An 18925-nucleotide genomic window follows, 5' to 3' on the forward strand; every position below is an offset into this window, starting at 1 on the left:
GGTGCCGCAGTTAAAATACTTATCGTGGGCTGATTCGGGGATGAGGCGGAACTGGCTAAGGAGCTTGATGGGCCAGCGGAGGCGGCGGATAAGGGCGTAATTGTTGGGGTAGGAGCGGAAGGTGGTAGGTGGCGTAGCCACGATTTGCTCGAACTCCTCGCGGCTCAGACCCAGGCGCTTAATGCAGAGGCTGATGACCTTCTCATCCTCGATACTATTGATATGGCGCACTTTCTCCAGCGCATTCAGGCGGCTCATCTGGCCCGAACGCACCAGCGCCGAGTAGTTGAACAGCCGTCGGTCGATGTTGAACTTGGTGCGGTTGAGGTAGTAGATGACGCTCTGGTAAAGGTCGTCGAAGTAGTGGGCACCGGGGTTCACCCAATCGAGCTCCTGCTGCAGCAATTGGTCCACATCGGCGCGCACATAATCGAGGTGGTAGAGCAGCGTGACGGTTTTGATGCGGCGGATGAAGGCGTAGTAGAACATTTCCTTCAGGTCGAGGTGAAAGCCCGGGTCGGCGGGTTTCCAGGGGCGCAGTGGTACCGTGCCGAACTGCTTGTGCACGGCCTTCAGGTACTTGCCGTCGAGGTAGTTCCAGCTTAGCGGCGCAATGCCCTCGGTGCGAAACGACTGGCCGATAATGATGCGCTGAATCCCTTCTTTGGCAGCCACACCGTAGAGGGCCGTGGCAATGCCCACATCGGTGCCTTCCTCCATATCGGGCACCGAGGCCTTCAGGAAAGCAATTTTAAGGTCTTTGGATTCGCGCCAGTCGGAGGTGATGGTGCGCATTTCCACGCCCAGCTTGCGGCAGGCCTTGGCCATGTTCTCGCCGGCTATGGGGTTACCAAAACCGTCGTTGAAATGCACGGCCAGCGGGCGAAGCCCCAGCTTTACTACGCAGTACCAGAGCGTAAACGACGAGTCGCGGCCCCCGCTAACACCCAGCACGCAGTCGTAACGTTTGCCCCGGCCCTGGCGCTTCATGTCGGCCGTTAGGGCCTCTATATGCCGTTCTCCAGCCTCGCCCAGTGGGCAGGCGCGGTCCATTTTGTCGTGCAGCGCGCAAAAATTACACTCGCCCCGGGCATCAAAACGGATGCCGGGTACGGTCGTGTCCATGATACAGCGGTTGCACTGCTGGTAAAGGTCAGCCATTCAAAAGGGGGTAAGGGAAATCGGTGCGATAAATAGTTGGGAGGCCCGGCGGCTAACGGGCGGGGGCAGGCAGGGCATCGAACTGAAAGCCCTTTCGGGCCAGCATCTGCCCGATCTGAGTGCCCTGCTCGGGGCGTACCGGCCGGGGCAAATCGGCCACCACGAGCTGACCGGCAAACTCGTTGAATACGCCCTGGGCCCGGATGCCGCCTGCATCAACGGCCAGTGAGCAGCCGATACTCTTCTTGCCCTCGTAGGGCCCGCCCACGATGTAGCCCACCGATGTGGTGCCTACCACGCTCACGTTATACAGCTGAGCCAGAATAGAATAAGGCTTAATCCACTTCTCGTCGTAGGGGTCGTGCTCCTCCGTGATGGAGTAGTCCACCGTCCAGGACGAGGGCGAGAGGATGAACTCGGCTCCCATGCGGGCCAGCGTATGGCCGATGGCCAGGCCGTCGAGGAAGTTGTCGGCGCAGATGTTGACGCCGATTTTGCCCAGCGGCGTATCCACCACATTCAGCGTCTGGCCCACGGCATAGAAGGGGAATTCAACTTCGAGTAGGTTGATTTTGTGGTACTTGCAGATGATGTTGCCGGCCGGGTTGATGAGCAGGGCGGCGTTGTAGTTCCGCCCGTCGGGCGCGCGCTCGGTGAGGCCGGCGCACACGTAGAGGCCGTGCTGGCGGGCGGCCTGGCAGAGGCGGTCGGAGTAGAGGCCGGGAATGGGTTGGGCCTCGGTGAGGGCGCTGGGGTGGGTCCAGGCAAAATCGAGGGTTTCGGGCAGCAGCACCAGCTCGCAGCCCTGGGCGGCGGCATCGGCCACCATCTGCTCGGCCCTGACCAGGTTACGCTCGGGCTCACCGCCCTCTACCAACAGCTGGCCCAGGCCCACGCGTAGCGAGCCGGCAAACGCGGGAACAGCAGCAACGGGCACCGGAGCAGACGTTGTGGCAACGGCCGGCTGCAAAGCAGAGCGGGACACCGACGCTTTACGAAGCGAAAAAAAGGCCATAGGCGGGCAGGGAAAACGCATAAATGGCAGTAGCACGGTGCAAAGCAGGTTCTGACCGTAAGCGCCACATTAAAATATGCTAGTCAAGCCCCAAAAATAAACAATGAACACCGATGCAACATTGCGGAGGGCTGTAAATAACGTTGTGCGGTTGCCACGTTTCCGGCCCCGGCCCGAAATAGCTACTTTTGCGCTCATATCCGCCCCTGTTTTTACTCCGACCGATGACCATCGCCAAAACCTATACCCCCGCCGACGTTGAAGCCAAATGGTATCAGCGCTGGCAGGAGCAGGGCTTTTTCAAAGCCAAGGCTAACCCCCGCAAGCAGCCCTACTCAGTCGTGATTCCGCCACCCAATGTAACGGGCGTGCTGCACATGGGCCATATGCTCAACAATACCATTCAGGATGTGCTGGTGCGTCGCGCCCGCATGCAGGGCTTCGAGGCCTGCTGGGTGCCCGGCACCGACCACGCCTCGATTGCCACCGAAGCCAAAGTAGTAGCGCTGCTGAAAGAGCAGGGTATCGAGAAAAAGGACCTCACCAGGGAGCAGTTTCTGGAGCATGCCTTCGCCTGGAAGGAAAAGTACGGCGGCATTATTCTGGAGCAGCTCAAGCAGCTGGGCGCCTCCTGCGACTGGGACCGGACCCGCTTCACGATGGAGCCGGCCCTGACCGATGCGGTGCTGCGCGTGTTCGTTGACCTGCACCAGAAGGGCCTCATTTATCGCGGCGTGCGCATGGTGAACTGGGACCCGCTGGGCCAAACCGCGTTGTCCGACGAGGAAGTAATCCCGAAGGACGTAATGGCCAAGATGTACCATTTGCGGTACGAGCTTTCAGCTGAAAGCTTAGAGCTGTTAGCTAATAGCTCTCCGTCGAACGAAGCTAACAGCCAACAGCTTTCAGCTAATACCTTGGTTATCGCTACTTCCCGCCCGGAAACCATTATGGCCGACGTGGCGGTGGCGGTGAACCCGAACGACTCCCGGTATCAGCACCTGATTGGGCAGAAGCTGCGGATTCCGCTGCTGGGCCGCGAAATCCCGGTTATTGCCGACGAGTACGTGAGCATCGATTTCGGAACCGGGGCGCTGAAAGTGACGCCGGCTCACGATTTGAACGACTACGAGCTGGGCGTGAAGCACAATCTGCCCGTTATCGACATTCTCAATAACGACGGCACGCTGAATGATAAAGCGGTGCTGTACGTGGGCCAGGAGCGGTTTGCGGCCCGCCGCAACATTGTGAAAGACCTAGAGGAGGCCGGCCACCTGGTGAAAGTGGAGGAGTACGCCAGCATCGTGCAGACGTCGGAGCGCACCAAGGCCGTAATTGAGCCGCGGCTGAGCATGCAGTGGTTCATGAAGATGGAGCACCTGGCCAAGCCCGCGCTGGAGGTAGTCGAAAACGACACCGTGCAGCTGCACCCGGCCAAGTTCAAGAACACCTACCGGGTCTGGATGGAGAACGTGCGCGACTGGTGCATCTCGCGCCAGCTGTGGTGGGGCCAGCAGATTCCGGCTTACTACCTGCCCGACGGCACGTACGTGGTGGCCCTCACGCCTGATGAGGCGCTAACCCAGGCCCGCCGCCAGACCGGCAACGAGGCGCTGACGGCCGCCGATTTGCGCCAGGATGAGGACGTGCTCGATACCTGGTTTTCGTCGTGGTTATGGCCGATTTCAGTGTTCGATGGGTTTGCCGACCCCGATAATGCCGACGTCAACTATTTTTACCCCACCAACGACCTCGTAACGGGCCCCGATATCCTGTTTTTCTGGGTGGCCCGCATGATTATGGCCGGCCTGGAGTTCCGCAAGGAGGTGCCGTTCAAAAATGTGTACCTGACAGGCATCGTGCGCGACACCCAGGGCCGCAAGATGAGCAAGCAGCTCGGCAACTCGCCCGACCCGCTCGACCTGATTGCCCAGTTCGGGGCCGATGGCGTGCGTACCGGCATGCTGTTCTCGGCCCCGGCCGGCAACGATTTGCTCTATGATGAGAAACTGGTGGAGCAGGGCCGCAACTTCACCAACAAGCTCTGGAACGCTTTCCGCCTGAGCAAGGGCTGGGAGGTGGATGCCGAGTTGCCCTTCGTGAACGACAAGGCCGTGGAGTGGTTCGGTGCTCGTTTGCAGGCCGCCATTGCCGAAATGGACGAGCACTTCGCCAAGTTCCGGATTTCGGATGCACTGATGACGGTGTATAAGCTGGTCTGGGACGACTACTGCTCGGTGTACCTGGAGATGATTAAGCCCGCCTACCAGGCCCCCATCGACCCCGAAACGTTGCGCCATACCAGCGCCTACCTCGAAACGCTGTTGCGCCTGCTGCACCCGTTTATGCCTTTCATCACGGAGGAAATCTGGCACGAGCTGAAGGAGCGCGGCCCGAAAGAGTACGCCTGCGTGGCCGCCTGGCCCAAGCCCCAGCCCGTGGCCGATGCGCCCGCCCTGCTGGCCCGCATGGCCCAGGCGCTGGAAATCGTGGGCGGCGTGCGCACCATCCGCAACCAGAAGGGCCTCGGCCCCAACAAGCCCCTCACGCTGGCCGCCAAAACCACCGACGCCACCCTGCAAACGCTGCTCACCGACTACGCTGGCATCATCCGCAAGCTGGCCGCCCTCACCGATATTTCGGTGGTAGAGGCTACTCCGGCGGCGGCCGTGGGCTTCGTGGCCGGCGGGGCCGAGTTCTTCGTGCCCCTCGAAGGTCAGATTGACCTCGGGGCCGAAAAGGAGCGCCTGACCAAAGAGCTGGAGTACGCCCAGGGCTTCCGCGACTCGGTGGGCAAAAAGCTGAGCAACGAGAAGTTCGTGGCCAACGCCAAGCCCGAACTGGTAGAGCGCGAGCGGCAGAAGCTAGCCGATGCCGAAGCCCAGATTGCTGCGTTAGAGCAGCAGCTGGCGGGTCTGTAGATCAGGTGGTTAAACACAAACGGCCGGTTGCTCCTTGAGCAACCGGCCGTTTGTGTTTAACTGGAATTTTGGGGTGTTGGGCGAAGACGAAGGATATTATCGCGACAGTACTATATATTGGATGTGGTGAAAAGCTTCCTCCTCGCCCTTGCGTATTGCCTATGCCTGGCTGGTCCGGCGTGGGCGGGTGGGCCCAGCGCCCGCGCCGATAGTCTGCTCCGGCAGCTGGCCAACTCGCGCCCTGACACCAGCCGGGTAAACCTGCTGATTGTGCTGGCCTGGAATCGGACCGACGATAACCCCGTGGCCGCAATCCGCTATGCGCAGCGGGGCCGGCGGCTGGCCCACTCGCTAAACTTTACCCGGGGCGAATGCCGCTCGATGCTGATATTGGGCTGGGCTTTTCTGCGCAGCGGTAACTACCCTACGGCCGTGCAATCGATGCAGGCGGCGCGGCGGCTGGCAGAGCAGGCTAACTACCAGGGCGGCCAGATTCATGCCGACAATGGCCTGGGTTATGCGCATCTGGAGCAGGGTAGCCCCCGGCTGGCGCTGCGCTACTTTTTTCGGTCGGTGCGCCGGGCGCAGTCTATCGATGATAAAGTGTTGCTGACGCCTGTTCCGGGTAATATCGGCCAGGCCTATCTGCAGCTAAACCAACTCGACTCGGCTTTTCGCTATGCCACCTGGGGCTACCGGCTCGACTTGCAGCAAGGCGACTGGCACAGCGAAATTGGAGATTTGGCGCTGCTGGGCGACGTTGCGGCGCAGCGTGGCCACCCCGAGCAGGCTCGCCTCTATTACCGGCGTTGCATAGCGCGGGCCCAGGCGCGGCCAGTGTCGTATGCGCTGTGTCAGGCCTGGCTGGGACTGGCCCGTCTGGCCTGGCAGCAGAATCAGGCAGACTCGGCGCTGATGTATGCCCATCGGGCCCTGGACGCCAGCCAGGCCGGCGGTTACGCGAAGGGTGTTCTCATCGCCAGCGAAGTGCTGGCCGATCAGTATGAGGCCCGCGGCGATACGGCCAGTGCCTTCGCGCACCTGCACCGGGCCAGCACCACTACCGGCCGGCTGTTTAGTCTCAACCGCCAGGTGCAGGTCCAGGCCCTCGAGTTCAGCGAGCAGCTCCGCCGGCAGGAGCGGGGCGATGAGTTGCGGCAGCAGCAGGCGCAGCGACGGCAAAACCTGCTGCTGGGTAGCCTGCTGGTACTTCTGATCGGTGCCGGGGTGGGCTACCTGCTCATTGGCCGGCAGCACCTGCGCCGCGAGGTGGCGCTGGTGCAGGACCGCCAGCAGCTGGAGCGGCACTACGCGGGCGAAATCCTGCAGGTGGAGGAAAAAGAGCGCCGCCGGGTGGGAGCCGACCTGCACGACGGCGTGGGCCAGCTGCTGTGTGCCGCGCACATGAACCTAGCCGCTCTACAGCAGCAACTTTTCCTCACCAACCCCCAGCACCAGTCGCTGCTCGCCACGGCCGTAGCCACTGTCGATGAGTCGGTGCGCGAAATCCGGAGTATTTCGCACGGACTGGCGCCGGTGGCATTGCTGGAGCAAGGGCTGGTCCCAGTGGTCCAGCAACTACTAGTCCGCCTGCGCCACTCGACTCCGGGGCTGGATGTGCGCCTGCATACGGCGGGCCTGCCGGGGCCGGGGCTAACGGTTGCGGTTCAGGCGCAGGTGTACCGCATACTGCAGGAGGCCGTGCAGAATGTACTGCGCCACGCCGAAGCCACGGAACTGACCGTGCAGTTGCTGGGCACCGGCATCGACCTGACGCTGATGGTGGAGGACAACGGCCGAGGCTTCGGGCCGAAGCCGGTTGAGGGCCTGGGCCTGCACAACATCCGGCTGCGGGCCCGCTACCTCAACGCCCGCCTGGAAATTGATTCACGGCCTGGCCACGGCACTATCCTCACGCTGCTCGTACCGCTGGAAGCTCCGCCACCTCCTGCGGCGGCCTAATTTACGGCTTGGTCCGGCAGTTGACAGCGGCCAGCTGGCCGCCAACCGGTCGGCTTCGCTGTCCGGCAGTTTTTCTGCCCGATATCCACTCCTATGCATCTGCCCCTGTAGTGGTCGTTAAGGTCCACGCGCTCGTCTCGCCGTTTGGTATCAAACCGACATTATTACTGGCGCAATGAGCGCGAAAGACTGGCCGTTACTAACTGCCTTGACGCAGGAAACGTCTGCTACAATACCATATCCCCATTGGGCTTTGCTCTGCTGGTCGCCAAGCAGTTCTTCGCGTTACTGTCTTTGGTTGTCCTCTCGTCTTGGTCTGTAGTCCGCAACTTGAGCTAGTTATGGCAGTTGCGCACGCGGTAGGTATGCTGTAAAGACAGAACATTTTGTGTCTCTTTGTTGAACTTGCGTGCGTATAGCGGTTTCACGAACCGTAGGTGCCCGATGTAAAATCGTGTATTCGCGTCTCCTTGTTGAATGAAACTGTGCAGGCAGCGCGACCAGCAAGATGCGAATAGTCGTCGCTACATCAGACGGGTTACACCGTTTACGAAACCGCTATATCTGTCTTAATGATGACTTAGCCCACTGATTTACCGTATGAAATCATTGATTTTTTACCCGTTTTTAGTAATTTATTTACTGATAAATTCATTGTTTATATATAAATACGGGCTCCGGTACGGAAATAGTTATATTCCACATGTGCTTGTATTATACAGCTGTGTAATAATAGCTTTGCCATTATTTTTAAAAAAGATACCTTTTTCAAAAATATCTTTTTTTTCAATTTCCGTATTAGCTTTTTTTGCAAGTCTGTTAATCAATCTTACCGTTGATGGTAATAATCTGAATGTGGACCGTTGGTCGGCGATGGATGTTTCGCTGGCGGCGTTGTTGCACGGCGAGTATCCCTACTCGGCAGTAGACCATTTAAACGGGCGTAGCTCCAATCTGCCCGCGCTCTTGCTGATTGGGCTGCCGGGTTATCTACTGGGTGATGTTGGTTTCTTGCAGTCGCTTTCTTTTGCGTTCTTTATCTATATTCTGTTTCAAACTCTGGAAACGTATCAGGCCCGGCTCATAGGATTGTTGCTGCTGACAGGTTCGAGCGCCTGGCTCTGGGAGGTAGTGACTAAGAGCGACCTGATGAGTAATTTTATACTTCTGCTTGGTTTTATCGTATTATGGCAAAAAAAGAATGCCGGGCATATAACCCGGCGTTCTTTTCTGGTGGGTGGTCTGGCTGGTTTTATGTTTTACACGCGGCTGATTTCGTTTATTCCGTTGACGATTTTTTTGTTTCAGGATTTTGTGCAGCTGCCGTTACGCAAAAAGATGTCATTTCTTGCCGCGTCTTTGGGCGTTATTGTTTTACTCACGCTCGTAGTATTCAAAAATTGCCCGAGCATGGCCGTGTTCAAGGAAAATAATCCGTTTACGCTACAAAACAGGCAGCTGCCCCTGCTAGTCAGCGCGGGCACGTTGCTGCTACCTTTGTTTTTTTCCCAGAAAAGTATACCGCTACCTACGCTAATGCGGCGTTGCATTGTATTGATTCTGCTTCCCGTACTGCTCGCTTTTTTGTCTTCATGGCTGAAAAATGGTTTCCACAGCATCATTCACGAGTCGGCGTTTGATATTAGCTATTTCAATTTCGTGACCCCTTTCGTCATATACTACTTGGCCCTTGCCTTCGAGCAACAGCTGGCGGCTACCGCCCAAGTGAGTCCGGTACCAACACAAACCTTACGTTTTCATCGGCCCGCCTGAGCTTGCTGGACTGGGGCTTGCCTACGCATCTGCCATATCCGGGGCTGAATGTGCGCCTGCATACGGCGGGCCTGCCGGGGCCGGGGCTAACGGTTGCGGTTCAGGCGCAGGTGTACCGCATACTGCAGGAGGCCGTGCAGAATGTACTGCGCCACGCCGAAGCCACGGAACTGACCGTGCAGTTGCTGGGCACCGGCATCGACCTGACGCTGATGGTGGAGGACAACGGCCGAGGCTTCGGGCCGAAGCCGGTTGAGGGCCTGGGCCTGCACAACATCCGGCTGCGGGCCCGCTACCTCAACGCCCGCCTGGAAATTGATTCACGGCCTGGCCACGGCACTATCCTCACGCTGCTCGTACCGCTGGAAGCTCCGCCACCTCCTGCGGCGGCCTAATTTACGGCTTGGTCCGGCAGTTGACAGCGGCCAGCTGGCCGCCAGTTGGCCGCCTCGCTCGGCCGTTTTTCACCCGATTCCAAAAAGTGTGTCCCGCCCCGCAATAGCGGCCATGAAGGTCCACGCGCTCGTCTCGCCGTTTGGTATCAAACCGACATTACTACTGGCTCAATGAGCGCGAAAGACTGGCCTTATTCGACTATATGAAGGCCGAAAACACCTATTTTGACCAGCATATAGCCCCGGTGAACGTCTTGGAGCAGCAACTGGCTGCGTTAAGGAAAGATGGCGGCTGGTTTAAGATTTCAGGAGGCCGGTGGCGGGGCGGTTCAGCCGGTTGTAGCCGTAGGCCACCAGCAGCACGAAAAGGCCCGCCGACACGCTCAGTAGCACATTGTAGTACTTGGGGGCCGTTAGCGAGAGGCGGATGATGACCGTGGCTAAGGCAAACGAGGAGTAGCGGAACAAGTGTAAGTAAAGGGTGCTGTAGCGCAGGGAAATAATCAGAATCAGGATATCGGTGAAAATCAGAATCGTGTAAAAGCGGCCCAGCAGACTGTGGTACTGGCCGTAGTAAACGAAATCGGCCAGCGAGTAGAGGCCGGTGGCCAGAAAAGCGACCAGCAACACCGAGGCAACCAGCTTTTTGAGGCGCACGAAATCCTGCTGCTCCTCAACCGAACTCGTAATGCGGGTGTGTTGCTGGATGCGGTAGAAGAGGCCGATGATGAGGAAGACGGCCACGGCCCCCAGCGCATCGGTGAGAATGGGCAGCAATTCGAGCAGAATGGCCGTGTCCCAGGCCAGTTCCAGCGGCAGATGGCCCAGCTCCTTGAACGACTCGCGCAACAGAATCAGCGAAACTACTTCGAACTGCTTGCCCACCGAATCGGCCACCGAGTGCGAGAGCGTGAAGATGAGGCTGGTTATTTCGCTTATCAGCAACACGCTAAAAGCCAGCTCCACGGCGTAGAATCGTCTTACCGGGTAGTTTAGCAGGCCGTAGTAACTGAGCAGACTGATAATTATGCCCCCCACGAAGGCCACGATAACTAAGTTGCTCGTCAGCTTGGCGGCCCGTAGCGAATGCCATTTGCGCTCCGTCGTGTCGTACCAAGTAAGCCAGTTTCGCGGATGCTTTTCGAGCATGAGTTGGGGGAATGACGACGGATTGACGCTGGATTTCAGACTACCTACCTAATTGGACAAACCAGGCAGGCCCTGTATAAGTTAAACGGCTGCCCTGCCTGCGGCCGCTCCGCCCACAAACTCCCCGAACCCGTGGTTTAGCGGTACTTTGGCTAGCTGCCGAGTGGCGGCACGCTTCTTCTCGTCTGCTCCGCCACGAAACACTCGTCGTTACTGCTGCCTGCCGGGCTTCTGCTGTGCTTCGCGCTGCCCACCACCCACGTCCAAACCCCCGCTTTCAATATGTCTAAACCGCCCGTAGCCCCCATCAAAGCCCACGCACTCGTGTCGCCGTTCGGTACCCGCACCGATAACTACTACTGGCTCAGTGAGCGCGAAAGCCCGGAAGTGCTCGATTACCTGAAGGCTGAAAACGCCTATTTCGACCAGCAGATGGCTCCCGCCAAAGCCCTGGAGGAACGGCTGTTTCAGGAGATGAAAGGCCGTATTCGGGAGCAGGATGAGTCCGTTCCCTACCGCGACAATGGCTATTACTACTACGTGCGCTTCGTGGAGGGCGGCGAGTACCCGGTGTACTGCCGCAAGCCGGGCAGCCTGGAGGCGCCGGAGGAAGTGCTGCTCGATGGCAACGCGCTCAGCCACAGCCACGACTATTACCACATCGGGGGCCTGGAAGTAAGCGACGACAACCGCACGCTGGCCTACTCGGAAGATACCGTGAGCCGCCGCCTCTACACGCTACGCTTTCGCGACCTGCAAACCGGTCAGCTGTATCCGGAAGCCCTAACCAACACCAGCGGCAGTGCCGTGTGGGCCACCGATAACCAGACGGTTTTTTACACCCGCAAAGACCCCGACACGCTGCTCGACTACCAGCTCTGGCGCCACCAGCTGGGCACCGACCCGGCCCTCGACGAGCTGGTGTACGAGGAAATCGACACGGCCTTTTACCTGCACGTACACCGCTCCAAGTCGCGCGAATACGTGTTTTTAAGCATCGGCAGCACCATGTCGGCCGAAGTGCGCTACCTGCGGGCCGATACGCCCCGGGCGGAGCTACAGGTATTCCTGGCCCGCGAAGACGACCACCTGTACGAAGTGGAACACTTCGGTCCCGATTTCTACGTGCTTTCCAATGATGCCGCGCCTAATTTCCAGCTGCTGAAAACGCCCGTTACCGCTACCGCCAAGGCGAATTGGCAGGTGGTGGTGGCGCACCGCGCGGCGGTGTTTCTGGAGAACATGGAGCTGTTTCGGGAGTATCTGGTGCTGGGCGAGCGGCAGGAGGGGCTGCTGCGGCTGCGGGTTCGTCCGTGGGCTGACCCGGCCTCGGAGCACTACCTGCCGTTTGGCGAGCCCACCTACACGGCCGCCATCAGCATCAATCCCGAGTTCGATACGCCCGTGCTGCGCTACGGCTACTCCTCGCTCACCACGCCCACGTCCACCTTCGACTACGACATGGCTACCCGCGCCAAAACGTTGCTGAAAGAGCAGACCGTGCTGGGCAGCTTCCGCAAGGAAGACTACGTGACGGAGCGCCAGTACGCCCCGGCCGCCGACGGTACGCTGATTCCGCTGTCGATTGTGTACCGCAAAGGTTTCGAGCACAACGGGAAAGCGCCGCTGCTGCAATACGCCTACGGCTCGTACGGCCTCTCCATGGACGCCACGTTCAGCGCCAGCCGCCTGAGCCTGCTCGATCGGGGATTTGCCTACGTGATATGCCACATCCGGGGCGGGCAGGAGCTGGGCCGGCAGTGGTACGAGGGCGGCAAGAAACTGCGCAAAATGAACACGTTCACCGATTTCACCGACTGCTCCCGGTTTCTGATTGCCGAGCAGTACACGTCGGCCGATACCCTGTTTGCTATGGGCGGCTCGGCTGGCGGCCTGCTGATGGGGGCCGTACTCAACCTGCACCCCGAACTGTACAAGGGCGTGGTAGCCGCCGTGCCCTTTGTTGATGTGGTAACGACCATGCTCGACGAGAGTATTCCGCTGACGACCGGCGAGTACGATGAGTGGGGCAACCCCAACCAGCAGCAGTTCTACGAGTACATGCTCTCGTACTCGCCCTACGACAATGTGCGGGCCCAGCCATACCCTAACCTGCTCGTGACCACCGGCCTGCACGACTCGCAGGTGCAGTATTACGAGCCCGCCAAGTGGGTGGCCAAGCTGCGGGCCACCAAAACCGACCACAACCTGCTGCTGCTGCACACCGACCTGAGCGCCGGCCACGGCGGGGCCTCGGGCCGCTTTCAGAGCCTGCGCGACACGGCCCGCCACTACGCCTTTTTGCTCCTCCTGTTGGGCGAGCGGTAGGGCGGTGGCGCGGCTTGCACTTTGCCGCCCCAAACCGGTGCAAACAATTCCTCCGTTTCCTGCTTTGCATACAGCTTTGGGCAACGGGTGCGGCTACCTGCTGGAGCCAGGCCATGGTTACGGCCGTATGCCAAAATTTTCCCGGTTCGCGGTGCCACTCGCGCTGCAAAGTTGTGTCTCTGTCCAGACTCCCAGAATTTGTGGCGGTCGTTATTAATTCCAGAATGAAGAAAGCACTACTGCTGCTGGCCCTGAGCGGCGCGGCCGCCAACGCGCAGGCCCAGGCTCCAACCGGTGCCGGCCGCCCTGCCGGGCAGGCCCAGGCCGAACCCGGTACCGGCCGCGTAACCGGCACCGTTATCGATGCCGCTACCAAGCAGCCCGTGCCTTACGCCACGGTGGTGCTCCTGAGCCCCGCCACCGGCAAAGCCGTCGATGGCACCTCGGCCGATGATAATGGTAAGTTCAGCATCCCGCGGCTGCGGGCGGGCACCTATACGGTGCAGGTGAGCTTCATCGGCTACAAGAATTTCGAGAAGCCCGGCGTAGTGATTACCGACGATGGCAACACCGTTAATCTGGGCAGCATCAGCATAGAAAGCACGGCCCAGGCGTTGAAGGAAGTGGTGGTGGAGGGCCAGCGGGCGCTGGTAGAGGAAAAGGTAGACCGCACGGTGTACAACGCCGAAAAGGACGAAACCACCCGCGGCGGCGACGCCACCGACGTGCTGCGCCGCGTGCCACTGCTTTCGGTCGACCTTGATGGCAACGTGAGCCTGCGCGGCTCCAGCAACCTGCAGGTGCTCATCAACAACCGGCCCTCTACCATTACGGCCGGCAACATTGCCGATGCCCTTCGCCAGATTCCGGCCGACCAAATTAAGAGCGTGGAGGTGATTACCTCGCCCTCGGCCCGCTACGACGCCGAAGGCTCGGGCGGCATTATCAACATCATCACCAAGCAGAACACGCTGCGGGGCTTCACGCTCGATACCCGCCTGAGCGGGGGCCTGCGTAGCGCGAACCTGAACCTGAGCGCGGCCTACCGCACCGGCAAAATGGGCTTCTCGTTGAGCGGCGGCGGGCGGGCACTCTACAATTCCCCCGGCAGCTTCCGCAACGACCAGCTCACTTACCGCCTCACCGACCCCACCGACCCGGCCAGCCGCCAGCTCGTCAGCACCAGCCTCCAGCAGGCCGACACCCGCCAGAACAACGTGTTCGGGCGCTACACCCTGGGCTGGGATTACGACATCAACAAGCGCAACTTCCTGGCCGCCTCGGTGCAGCTGAGTTTGCGTAACGGTACCAACTACCAGGACGACCTGCTCACCGAAACCCTGACCACCGGCATCAACCCCTTTACCAGTAGCCTGCGCGACGTGAAGGTGCTCGACAATTCGACCACCGTAGATGCCACGCTTACTTACGTGCGCACCTTCGAAAAGCCCCGCCAGGAGTTCAGCCTGCTGGGCCAGTACAGCCGCAACGTACGTCAGAACGACTTCACCAACGCCATCCGTGAGGGGCTGGGCAGCGGCAACTTCCTGCGCAACATCAACGACAGCTACAACCAGGAAATTACGCTGCAGGCCGACTACACCACGCCCGTGAGCGAAAAGCAGATTCTGGAGTTCGGGGCCAAAAACATTACCCGGAGCGTCAATAGCGACTTCAATACGCAACTCAACGGGCGGGAGCTGTCGGGGGCAGGGCAGTCGAACGAGCTGTTTTACGACCAGAACGTGGCCGCCGGCTACGTGGCCTACACCGTAAGTCTGCCCAAAGATTTCACCCTCAAGGCTGGTGCCCGCTACGAGTACACCAGCATCAACGCCAACTTCGCGTCGGCCGAAAACCTGGATATTCCTTCCTATGGGGTGCTGGTGCCAAGCGTGAACTTCTCGCGCAAGCTCAGCAACGGCAACCTGGTTAAGCTGGCGTACAACCGCCGGATTCAGCGGCCTTCGCTGCAGTTTCTGAACCCCAACCGCCAGGCGTCCAACCCGCTCAACGTCACCATCGGCAACCCCGAGCTGGAGCCCGAATACACCAACAATTACGAGCTGGGCTACAGCACCTTCATCAAGCAGACCTCGCTCAACTTCTCCACGTTCATGCGCAACTCCACCGGCTCTATCCAGCCCGTGCGCATCACCCGGCTCGATACCATCATTACCACTTTCGACAATATTGGCAACGAAAACGCCTATGGCGGCAGCATTAACGCCAATGTAAAGGTGGGTAAAAACTTCACCCTCAGCGGGGGTACCGATGTGTTCTACGCCGTGCTTGATAACAACTCACCCAACCCCGTGCTGGCGGCCAGCAATGAGGGCTGGGTAGCCAGCGGCCGGCTCAGCGCCAATTATCAGTTCGAGAGCGGCTGGGCCTTACAGGGTTTCAGCTTCTATCGGGGCCGGCAGGTACAGCTGCAGGGGTCGCAGGGTGGGTTCGGCATCTACAGCTTGAGCCTGAACAAGAGGTTTGCCGAGAAGCGCGGCTCGTTTGGGGTGGGGTTTGATAACTTTTTCACGCCCAGCCTGCGCATTAGCAATACGTTCAGCTCGGCCGTGCTCGACCAAAACAGTGTTAACGACCTCAAGCGCATTGGCTTCCGGTTCAACTTCAACTACCGCATCGGCAAGCTCACCACTGAGCAGCGGCCTGCCCGCCGCCGCCGCGCCATCAGCAACGACGACCTGAAAGAAGGTGGTAGCACCCCCGACGGCCAGCAATAAGCAAATCTGCCGTTCCGACAAAAAAATGAATCCGGGTCAGGTCATCGAACTACATTGTTCAGTGACCTGACCCGGATTCATTTTTTGTCGGAACGGCAGGTTAGCACCTCTGTGCGTGCTACTTCTCCCGCAAACTGTCGGGCACGGGGCCGCGCTTGATTTGGCTGAGCTTGTTCTGAAGCTGAAAGGTGACAATCTCGCAGTCCTGGAATTTCTGCTCGGCCCGCTTTAAAGCCGTTTCAGTGTTGTTCAGGCGTTGGTAGAGGAACAGGATGAGGCCGAGCGCAATCAGCAGCGCTACCAGGGGTAGGTATTTTTTCATGAGGAAGAAGTAGCGAGTAAAAAGCCGAAGGCCCAATTGGTGCAAACGCCCAGGCCGACGACAGGTAAAAGTAAGCTCATACCACCGAAAAGGCCCCGCCGTGTAACCACGGCGGGGCCTTTTACATACCTTCTAAGCGCTAAATGCTCGTGTTGGGGTCGAACTGCTCCAGGTAGTCGGCCACGCGGCGTACGAACATGCCGCCGAGCGAGCCGTCTACCACGCGGTGGTCGTAGCTGTGGCTCAGGAACATGAAGTGGCGCACGCCAATCAGGTCGCCCTGGGGCGTTTCAATCACCGCCGGCTTCTTCTTGATGGCACCCACGGCCATGATGGCCACCTGGGGCTGCATGATGATGGGCGTACCCATTACGTTGCCAAACGAGCCGACGTTGGACACGGTGTAGGTGCCGCCTTCCAGATCTTCGGGCTTGAGTTTGTTGGTGCGGGCGCGGTTGGCCAAATCGTTCAGCTTCTTGCTCAGGCCATTCAGGTTGAGCTGGTCGGCGTTGTGAATAACCGGCACGATGAGGTTGCCCGAGGGCAGGGCCACGGCTACGCCAATATTGATGTCGCGCTTCTTGATGATGTAGTCGCCATCAATGGACACGTTAATCATCGGGTAGTCCTGAATGGCGCGGGCAATGGCCTGGATGAAGATGGGCGTGAAAGTCAGGTTCTCGCCTTCGCGCTTCTTATAGCCATCCTTGTGCTTGTTGCGCCAGTTCACGATGTCGGTTACGTCGGCCTCCACGAAGCTCGTTACGTGGGGCGAAATGCGCTTCGAGTCCACCATACGCTGGGCAATCATCTTGCGCATGCGGTCCATCTCAATCAGCTCCTGCCCCCCACTGATGGAAGGCACGGCCTTGGGAGCCGTAGCAGCCGCCTGAGGTTTGGCGGCTGGAGCGGCAGCCGGGGCAGCTGCGGCAACCGGGGCCGGAGCAGCAGCGGCCGGGGCGGCAGTCTGCGGTGTGAGGGGCTGCTTACCGCCGGCCACGTAGTCGAGGATGTCTTTCTTGGTGACGCGGCCCTCGTTGCCGGTACCGGGCAGGTACTCCAGGTCGCTCATGCTGATGCCTTCCTCGCGGGCGATGCTCATTACTAGCGGCGAGTAGAAGCGACCAGTCTGGGGCTGGGCGGCACCAGCGGCCGGGGCCGTTTCGGCGGGCACATGGGGCACCTGGGCGGCAGCAGTAGCAGCGCCGTTGTCGGAAGCCGCTGGGGCGGCTGGAGCAGCGGCTGAGGCCGTAGCGCCAGCGTTGGCGGCGTCGGTTTCAATTACGGCGATGGGCGCGCCCACGGCAACAACCTGGCCTTCCTCCACCAGAATTTCCTGCAGAATGCCCGCGTGCAGGGCCGGAACTTCGGTATCAACCTTATCGGTGGCCACTTCCAGCACCGATTCGTCCTGCTCGATGGCGTCGCCTACTTGTTTGAGCCATTTGAGAACGGTGCCTTCCATGATGGATTCGCCCATCTTGGGCATCGTCATTTCCATTCGTGCCATGCGGTCGGGATATTAATAGAGGTGGGTGGGGGTGGGGTTGGTGGTGCAAAGGTAACCAGAACTCGCAATGCGGAGAATCGGTGGATGAGTGAACGGGTGACCAGATGAGAGGGAGCACAAAAAAGGCCGTCATGCTGAGCGGAGTCGAAGCATCTCTACCTCTGACTAACCTAAGACATTGCAACGAAGCGGTAGAGATACTTCTGCTCCGCTCAGCATGACGTTCCCTCACCCACCGAGTCATCAAATCACTCTTGCACCCCGCCCGGCAGGCTCAGGCGTAGCAGGTTCAGGGCAGTGGTGGCGGTGAACTCCAGGTTGAGTTGGCGGCCGCGGTCAAAGCTGATTTGCTTCGTGACGGTGCGGTGGGCGTCGGCATAGGCTACGCAGATGGTACCCACGGGCTTTTCGGGGGTCCCACCATCGGGGCCGGCAATGCCACTGGTGGCCAGGGCCACATCAACGCCCAGCCGGCGGCGTAGGCCTTCGGCCATTTCGGCTACCACGGCTTCGCTCACGGCACCGTGGGCAGCCAGCGTTTCGGCCTGCACGCCCAACTCGGCCATTTTCAGCTCATTGGAATACGCCACGAGGCTGCCCTGGTAGTAGCGCGAGGCGCCCGGTACGCTGGTGAGGCGGTGGGCCAGCAGGCCGCCGGTACAGCTTTCGGCCGTACCCACCGTCAGGCCGCGCTCCATCAGAAGCTGGCCCACTACTTCTTCCAGCTTGATTTCGCCCTCGGCATAAATATGGGTGCCGAGTAGCCGGCGCAACTCTGGCAACAGCGCCTCCATGCGGGCCAACAGGTGGGGCTGGCCGTCGTCCTGGCCCGTCAGGCGCAGGCGTACTCCTCCCAGGTAAGGCAGGTAGGCCAGCTTCACATAGGGTGGCAGCGCCGTTTCCCAGTCCTCAATCTGCTGGGCCAGAAACGACTCGCCCAATCCCACCGTCTGCACCACGACGTGCTCGATGGCGGGCGTCTGGAAGTGGGCCCGCAGGCGCGGCAGCACCTCGTGGGTCATCAGGTACTTCATTTCGTGGGGCACGCCGGGCATGCTCACGAACACCACGCCGCCGTCTTCGAACCACATGCCGGGGGCTGTGCCCACGGCGTTATGTAGCACCTGGCAATTGGCCGGCACCATTGCCTGCTGGCGGTTTACTTCCAGCATGGGCCGCTGGTAGCGGGCAAAAATGCCCTCTACGTGGCGTAGTACGTTTTCGTCGAGCACCAGCTCGGCCCCGAAATAGCGGGCCAGCACGTGCTTGGTCAAATCGTCTTTGGTGGGGCCGAGGCCGCCGGTCATCAGCACCACGCGGGCCCGCTGCCGGGCCTGGTCGAGGGTGGCTACTATTTCATCGGCCCGGTCGGATACGCTCGTAATCTGGCGCACGCGCAAACCCAGCTTGCCCAGCTCCTGCCCCATAAAAGCCGAATTCGTATCGATAACCTGCCCGTAGAGCAGCTCATCGCCAATGGTCATAATCTCAATATCAGGCACCATGCGGAAGGGGAGAGGGAAGTAGTCAGGAGGAAAGAGGCGGAAGGCAACGCCTGGCAGCGCGAAGGTAGCAGACGAAGCCGCATCCGGCCGGCGCATAAAGTCCGGGGAGTGCTTCTGGGTTTTGCCTTTCGGCTTTGTTAGCT

General features: G+C 59.8%; 12 protein-coding genes. 6 read left to right on the top strand and 6 right to left on the bottom strand.

Annotation, left to right across the window (positions count from 1 at the left end; genetic code table 11):
* Positions 1 to 1161 (bottom strand): N-acetyl sugar amidotransferase (locus HW554_RS14450; RefSeq protein WP_176909284.1); only part of this gene is annotated, 1161 nt, incomplete at its 3' end.
* Positions 1162 to 1213: 52 nt separating this feature from the next.
* Positions 1214 to 2098, bottom strand: a complete 885-nt coding sequence (locus HW554_RS14455; protein ID WP_176909285.1) for a carbon-nitrogen hydrolase family protein — start codon at positions 2096 to 2098, stop codon at positions 1214 to 1216.
* Positions 2099 to 2400: 302 nt separating this feature from the next.
* Here HW554_RS14455 and HW554_RS14460 point away from each other — a divergent pair, with 302 nt between their 5' ends.
* The 4 genes from HW554_RS14460 (at position 2401) to HW554_RS14475 (ending at position 9227) form a co-directional block, all read left to right on the top strand.
* The gene (locus HW554_RS14460; RefSeq protein WP_176909286.1) at positions 2401 to 5097 is read left to right on the top strand and encodes a valine--tRNA ligase; all 2697 of its coding nucleotides are present in this window, start codon (positions 2401 to 2403) and stop codon (positions 5095 to 5097) included.
* Positions 5098 to 5223: 126 nt separating this feature from the next.
* Positions 5224 to 7059 (top strand): tetratricopeptide repeat-containing sensor histidine kinase, encoded by a 1836-nt coding sequence (locus HW554_RS21005; protein WP_176909287.1) that lies wholly within the window; start codon positions 5224 to 5226, stop codon positions 7057 to 7059.
* A gap of 738 nt (positions 7060 to 7797) precedes the next feature.
* Complete coding sequence (locus tag HW554_RS14470) at positions 7798 to 8832, top strand: hypothetical protein (protein WP_176909288.1); 1035 nt, start codon at positions 7798 to 7800, stop codon at positions 8830 to 8832.
* A gap of 17 nt (positions 8833 to 8849) precedes the next feature.
* Positions 8850 to 9227 carry a sensor histidine kinase gene (locus tag HW554_RS14475; RefSeq protein WP_176909289.1) on the top strand — a complete coding sequence of 126 codons (378 nt, stop codon included), beginning with the start codon at positions 8850 to 8852 and terminating at the stop codon, positions 9225 to 9227.
* A gap of 297 nt (positions 9228 to 9524) precedes the next feature.
* Here the strand turns inward: HW554_RS14475 and HW554_RS14480 are convergent, their stop codons facing one another.
* Positions 9525 to 10376, bottom strand: a complete 852-nt coding sequence (locus HW554_RS14480) for a hypothetical protein (protein ID WP_176909290.1) — start codon at positions 10374 to 10376, stop codon at positions 9525 to 9527.
* 282 nt (positions 10377 to 10658) lie between these two features.
* Between HW554_RS14480 and HW554_RS14485 the strand changes: the two genes are divergently transcribed.
* Positions 10659 to 12704, top strand: coding sequence for a S9 family peptidase (locus HW554_RS14485; RefSeq protein ID WP_176909291.1), 2046 nt, complete (start codon positions 10659 to 10661; stop codon positions 12702 to 12704).
* 224 nt (positions 12705 to 12928) lie between these two features.
* Complete coding sequence (locus HW554_RS14490) at positions 12929 to 15445, top strand: TonB-dependent receptor domain-containing protein (RefSeq protein WP_176909292.1); 2517 nt, start codon at positions 12929 to 12931, stop codon at positions 15443 to 15445.
* Positions 15446 to 15563: 118 nt separating this feature from the next.
* On the opposite strand, the gene HW554_RS14495 is transcribed toward HW554_RS14490, so the two are convergent.
* The 3 genes from HW554_RS14495 to HW554_RS14505 all read right to left on the bottom strand — a co-directional run bounded on the left by HW554_RS14495 (position 15564) and on the right by HW554_RS14505 (position 18878).
* On the bottom strand, positions 15564 to 15767 hold the full coding sequence (locus tag HW554_RS14495) for a hypothetical protein (protein ID WP_176909293.1): 204 nt from the start codon (positions 15765 to 15767) through the stop codon (positions 15564 to 15566).
* A 139-nt stretch (positions 15768 to 15906) separates the two neighbouring features.
* Positions 15907 to 17277: a dihydrolipoamide acetyltransferase family protein gene (locus tag HW554_RS14500; RefSeq protein ID WP_176909294.1), complete on the bottom strand. Its 1371-nt coding sequence runs from the start codon at positions 17275 to 17277 to the stop codon at positions 15907 to 15909.
* Positions 17278 to 17525: 248 nt separating this feature from the next.
* Positions 17526 to 18878: a competence/damage-inducible protein A gene (locus HW554_RS14505; protein WP_317170883.1), complete on the bottom strand. Its 1353-nt coding sequence runs from the start codon at positions 18876 to 18878 to the stop codon at positions 17526 to 17528.
* Positions 18879 to 18925: the final 47 nt, after the last annotated feature.

The organism is Hymenobacter lapidiphilus (assembly GCF_013377885.1).
Lineage (GTDB): Bacteria > Bacteroidota > Bacteroidia > Cytophagales > Hymenobacteraceae > Hymenobacter > Hymenobacter lapidiphilus.

Bases quoted from the DNA above. Each gene is read 5' to 3' on its own strand.
- HW554_RS14460 (WP_176909286.1), top strand. From the start codon at position 2,401: ATGACCATCGCCAAAACCTATACCCCCGCCGACGTTGAAGCCAAATGG.
- HW554_RS14480 (WP_176909290.1), bottom strand. From the start codon at position 10,376: ATGCTCGAAAAGCATCCGCGAAACTGGCTTACTTGGTACGACACGACG.
- HW554_RS14485 (WP_176909291.1), top strand. From the start codon at position 10,659: ATGTCTAAACCGCCCGTAGCCCCCATCAAAGCCCACGCACTCGTGTCG.
- HW554_RS14490 (WP_176909292.1), top strand. From the start codon at position 12,929: ATGAAGAAAGCACTACTGCTGCTGGCCCTGAGCGGCGCGGCCGCCAAC.
- HW554_RS14495 (WP_176909293.1), bottom strand. From the start codon at position 15,767: ATGAAAAAATACCTACCCCTGGTAGCGCTGCTGATTGCGCTCGGCCTC.
- HW554_RS14500 (WP_176909294.1), bottom strand. From the start codon at position 17,277: ATGGCACGAATGGAAATGACGATGCCCAAGATGGGCGAATCCATCATG.
- HW554_RS14505 (WP_317170883.1), bottom strand. From the start codon at position 18,878: ATGCGCCGGCCGGATGCGGCTTCGTCTGCTACCTTCGCGCTGCCAGGC.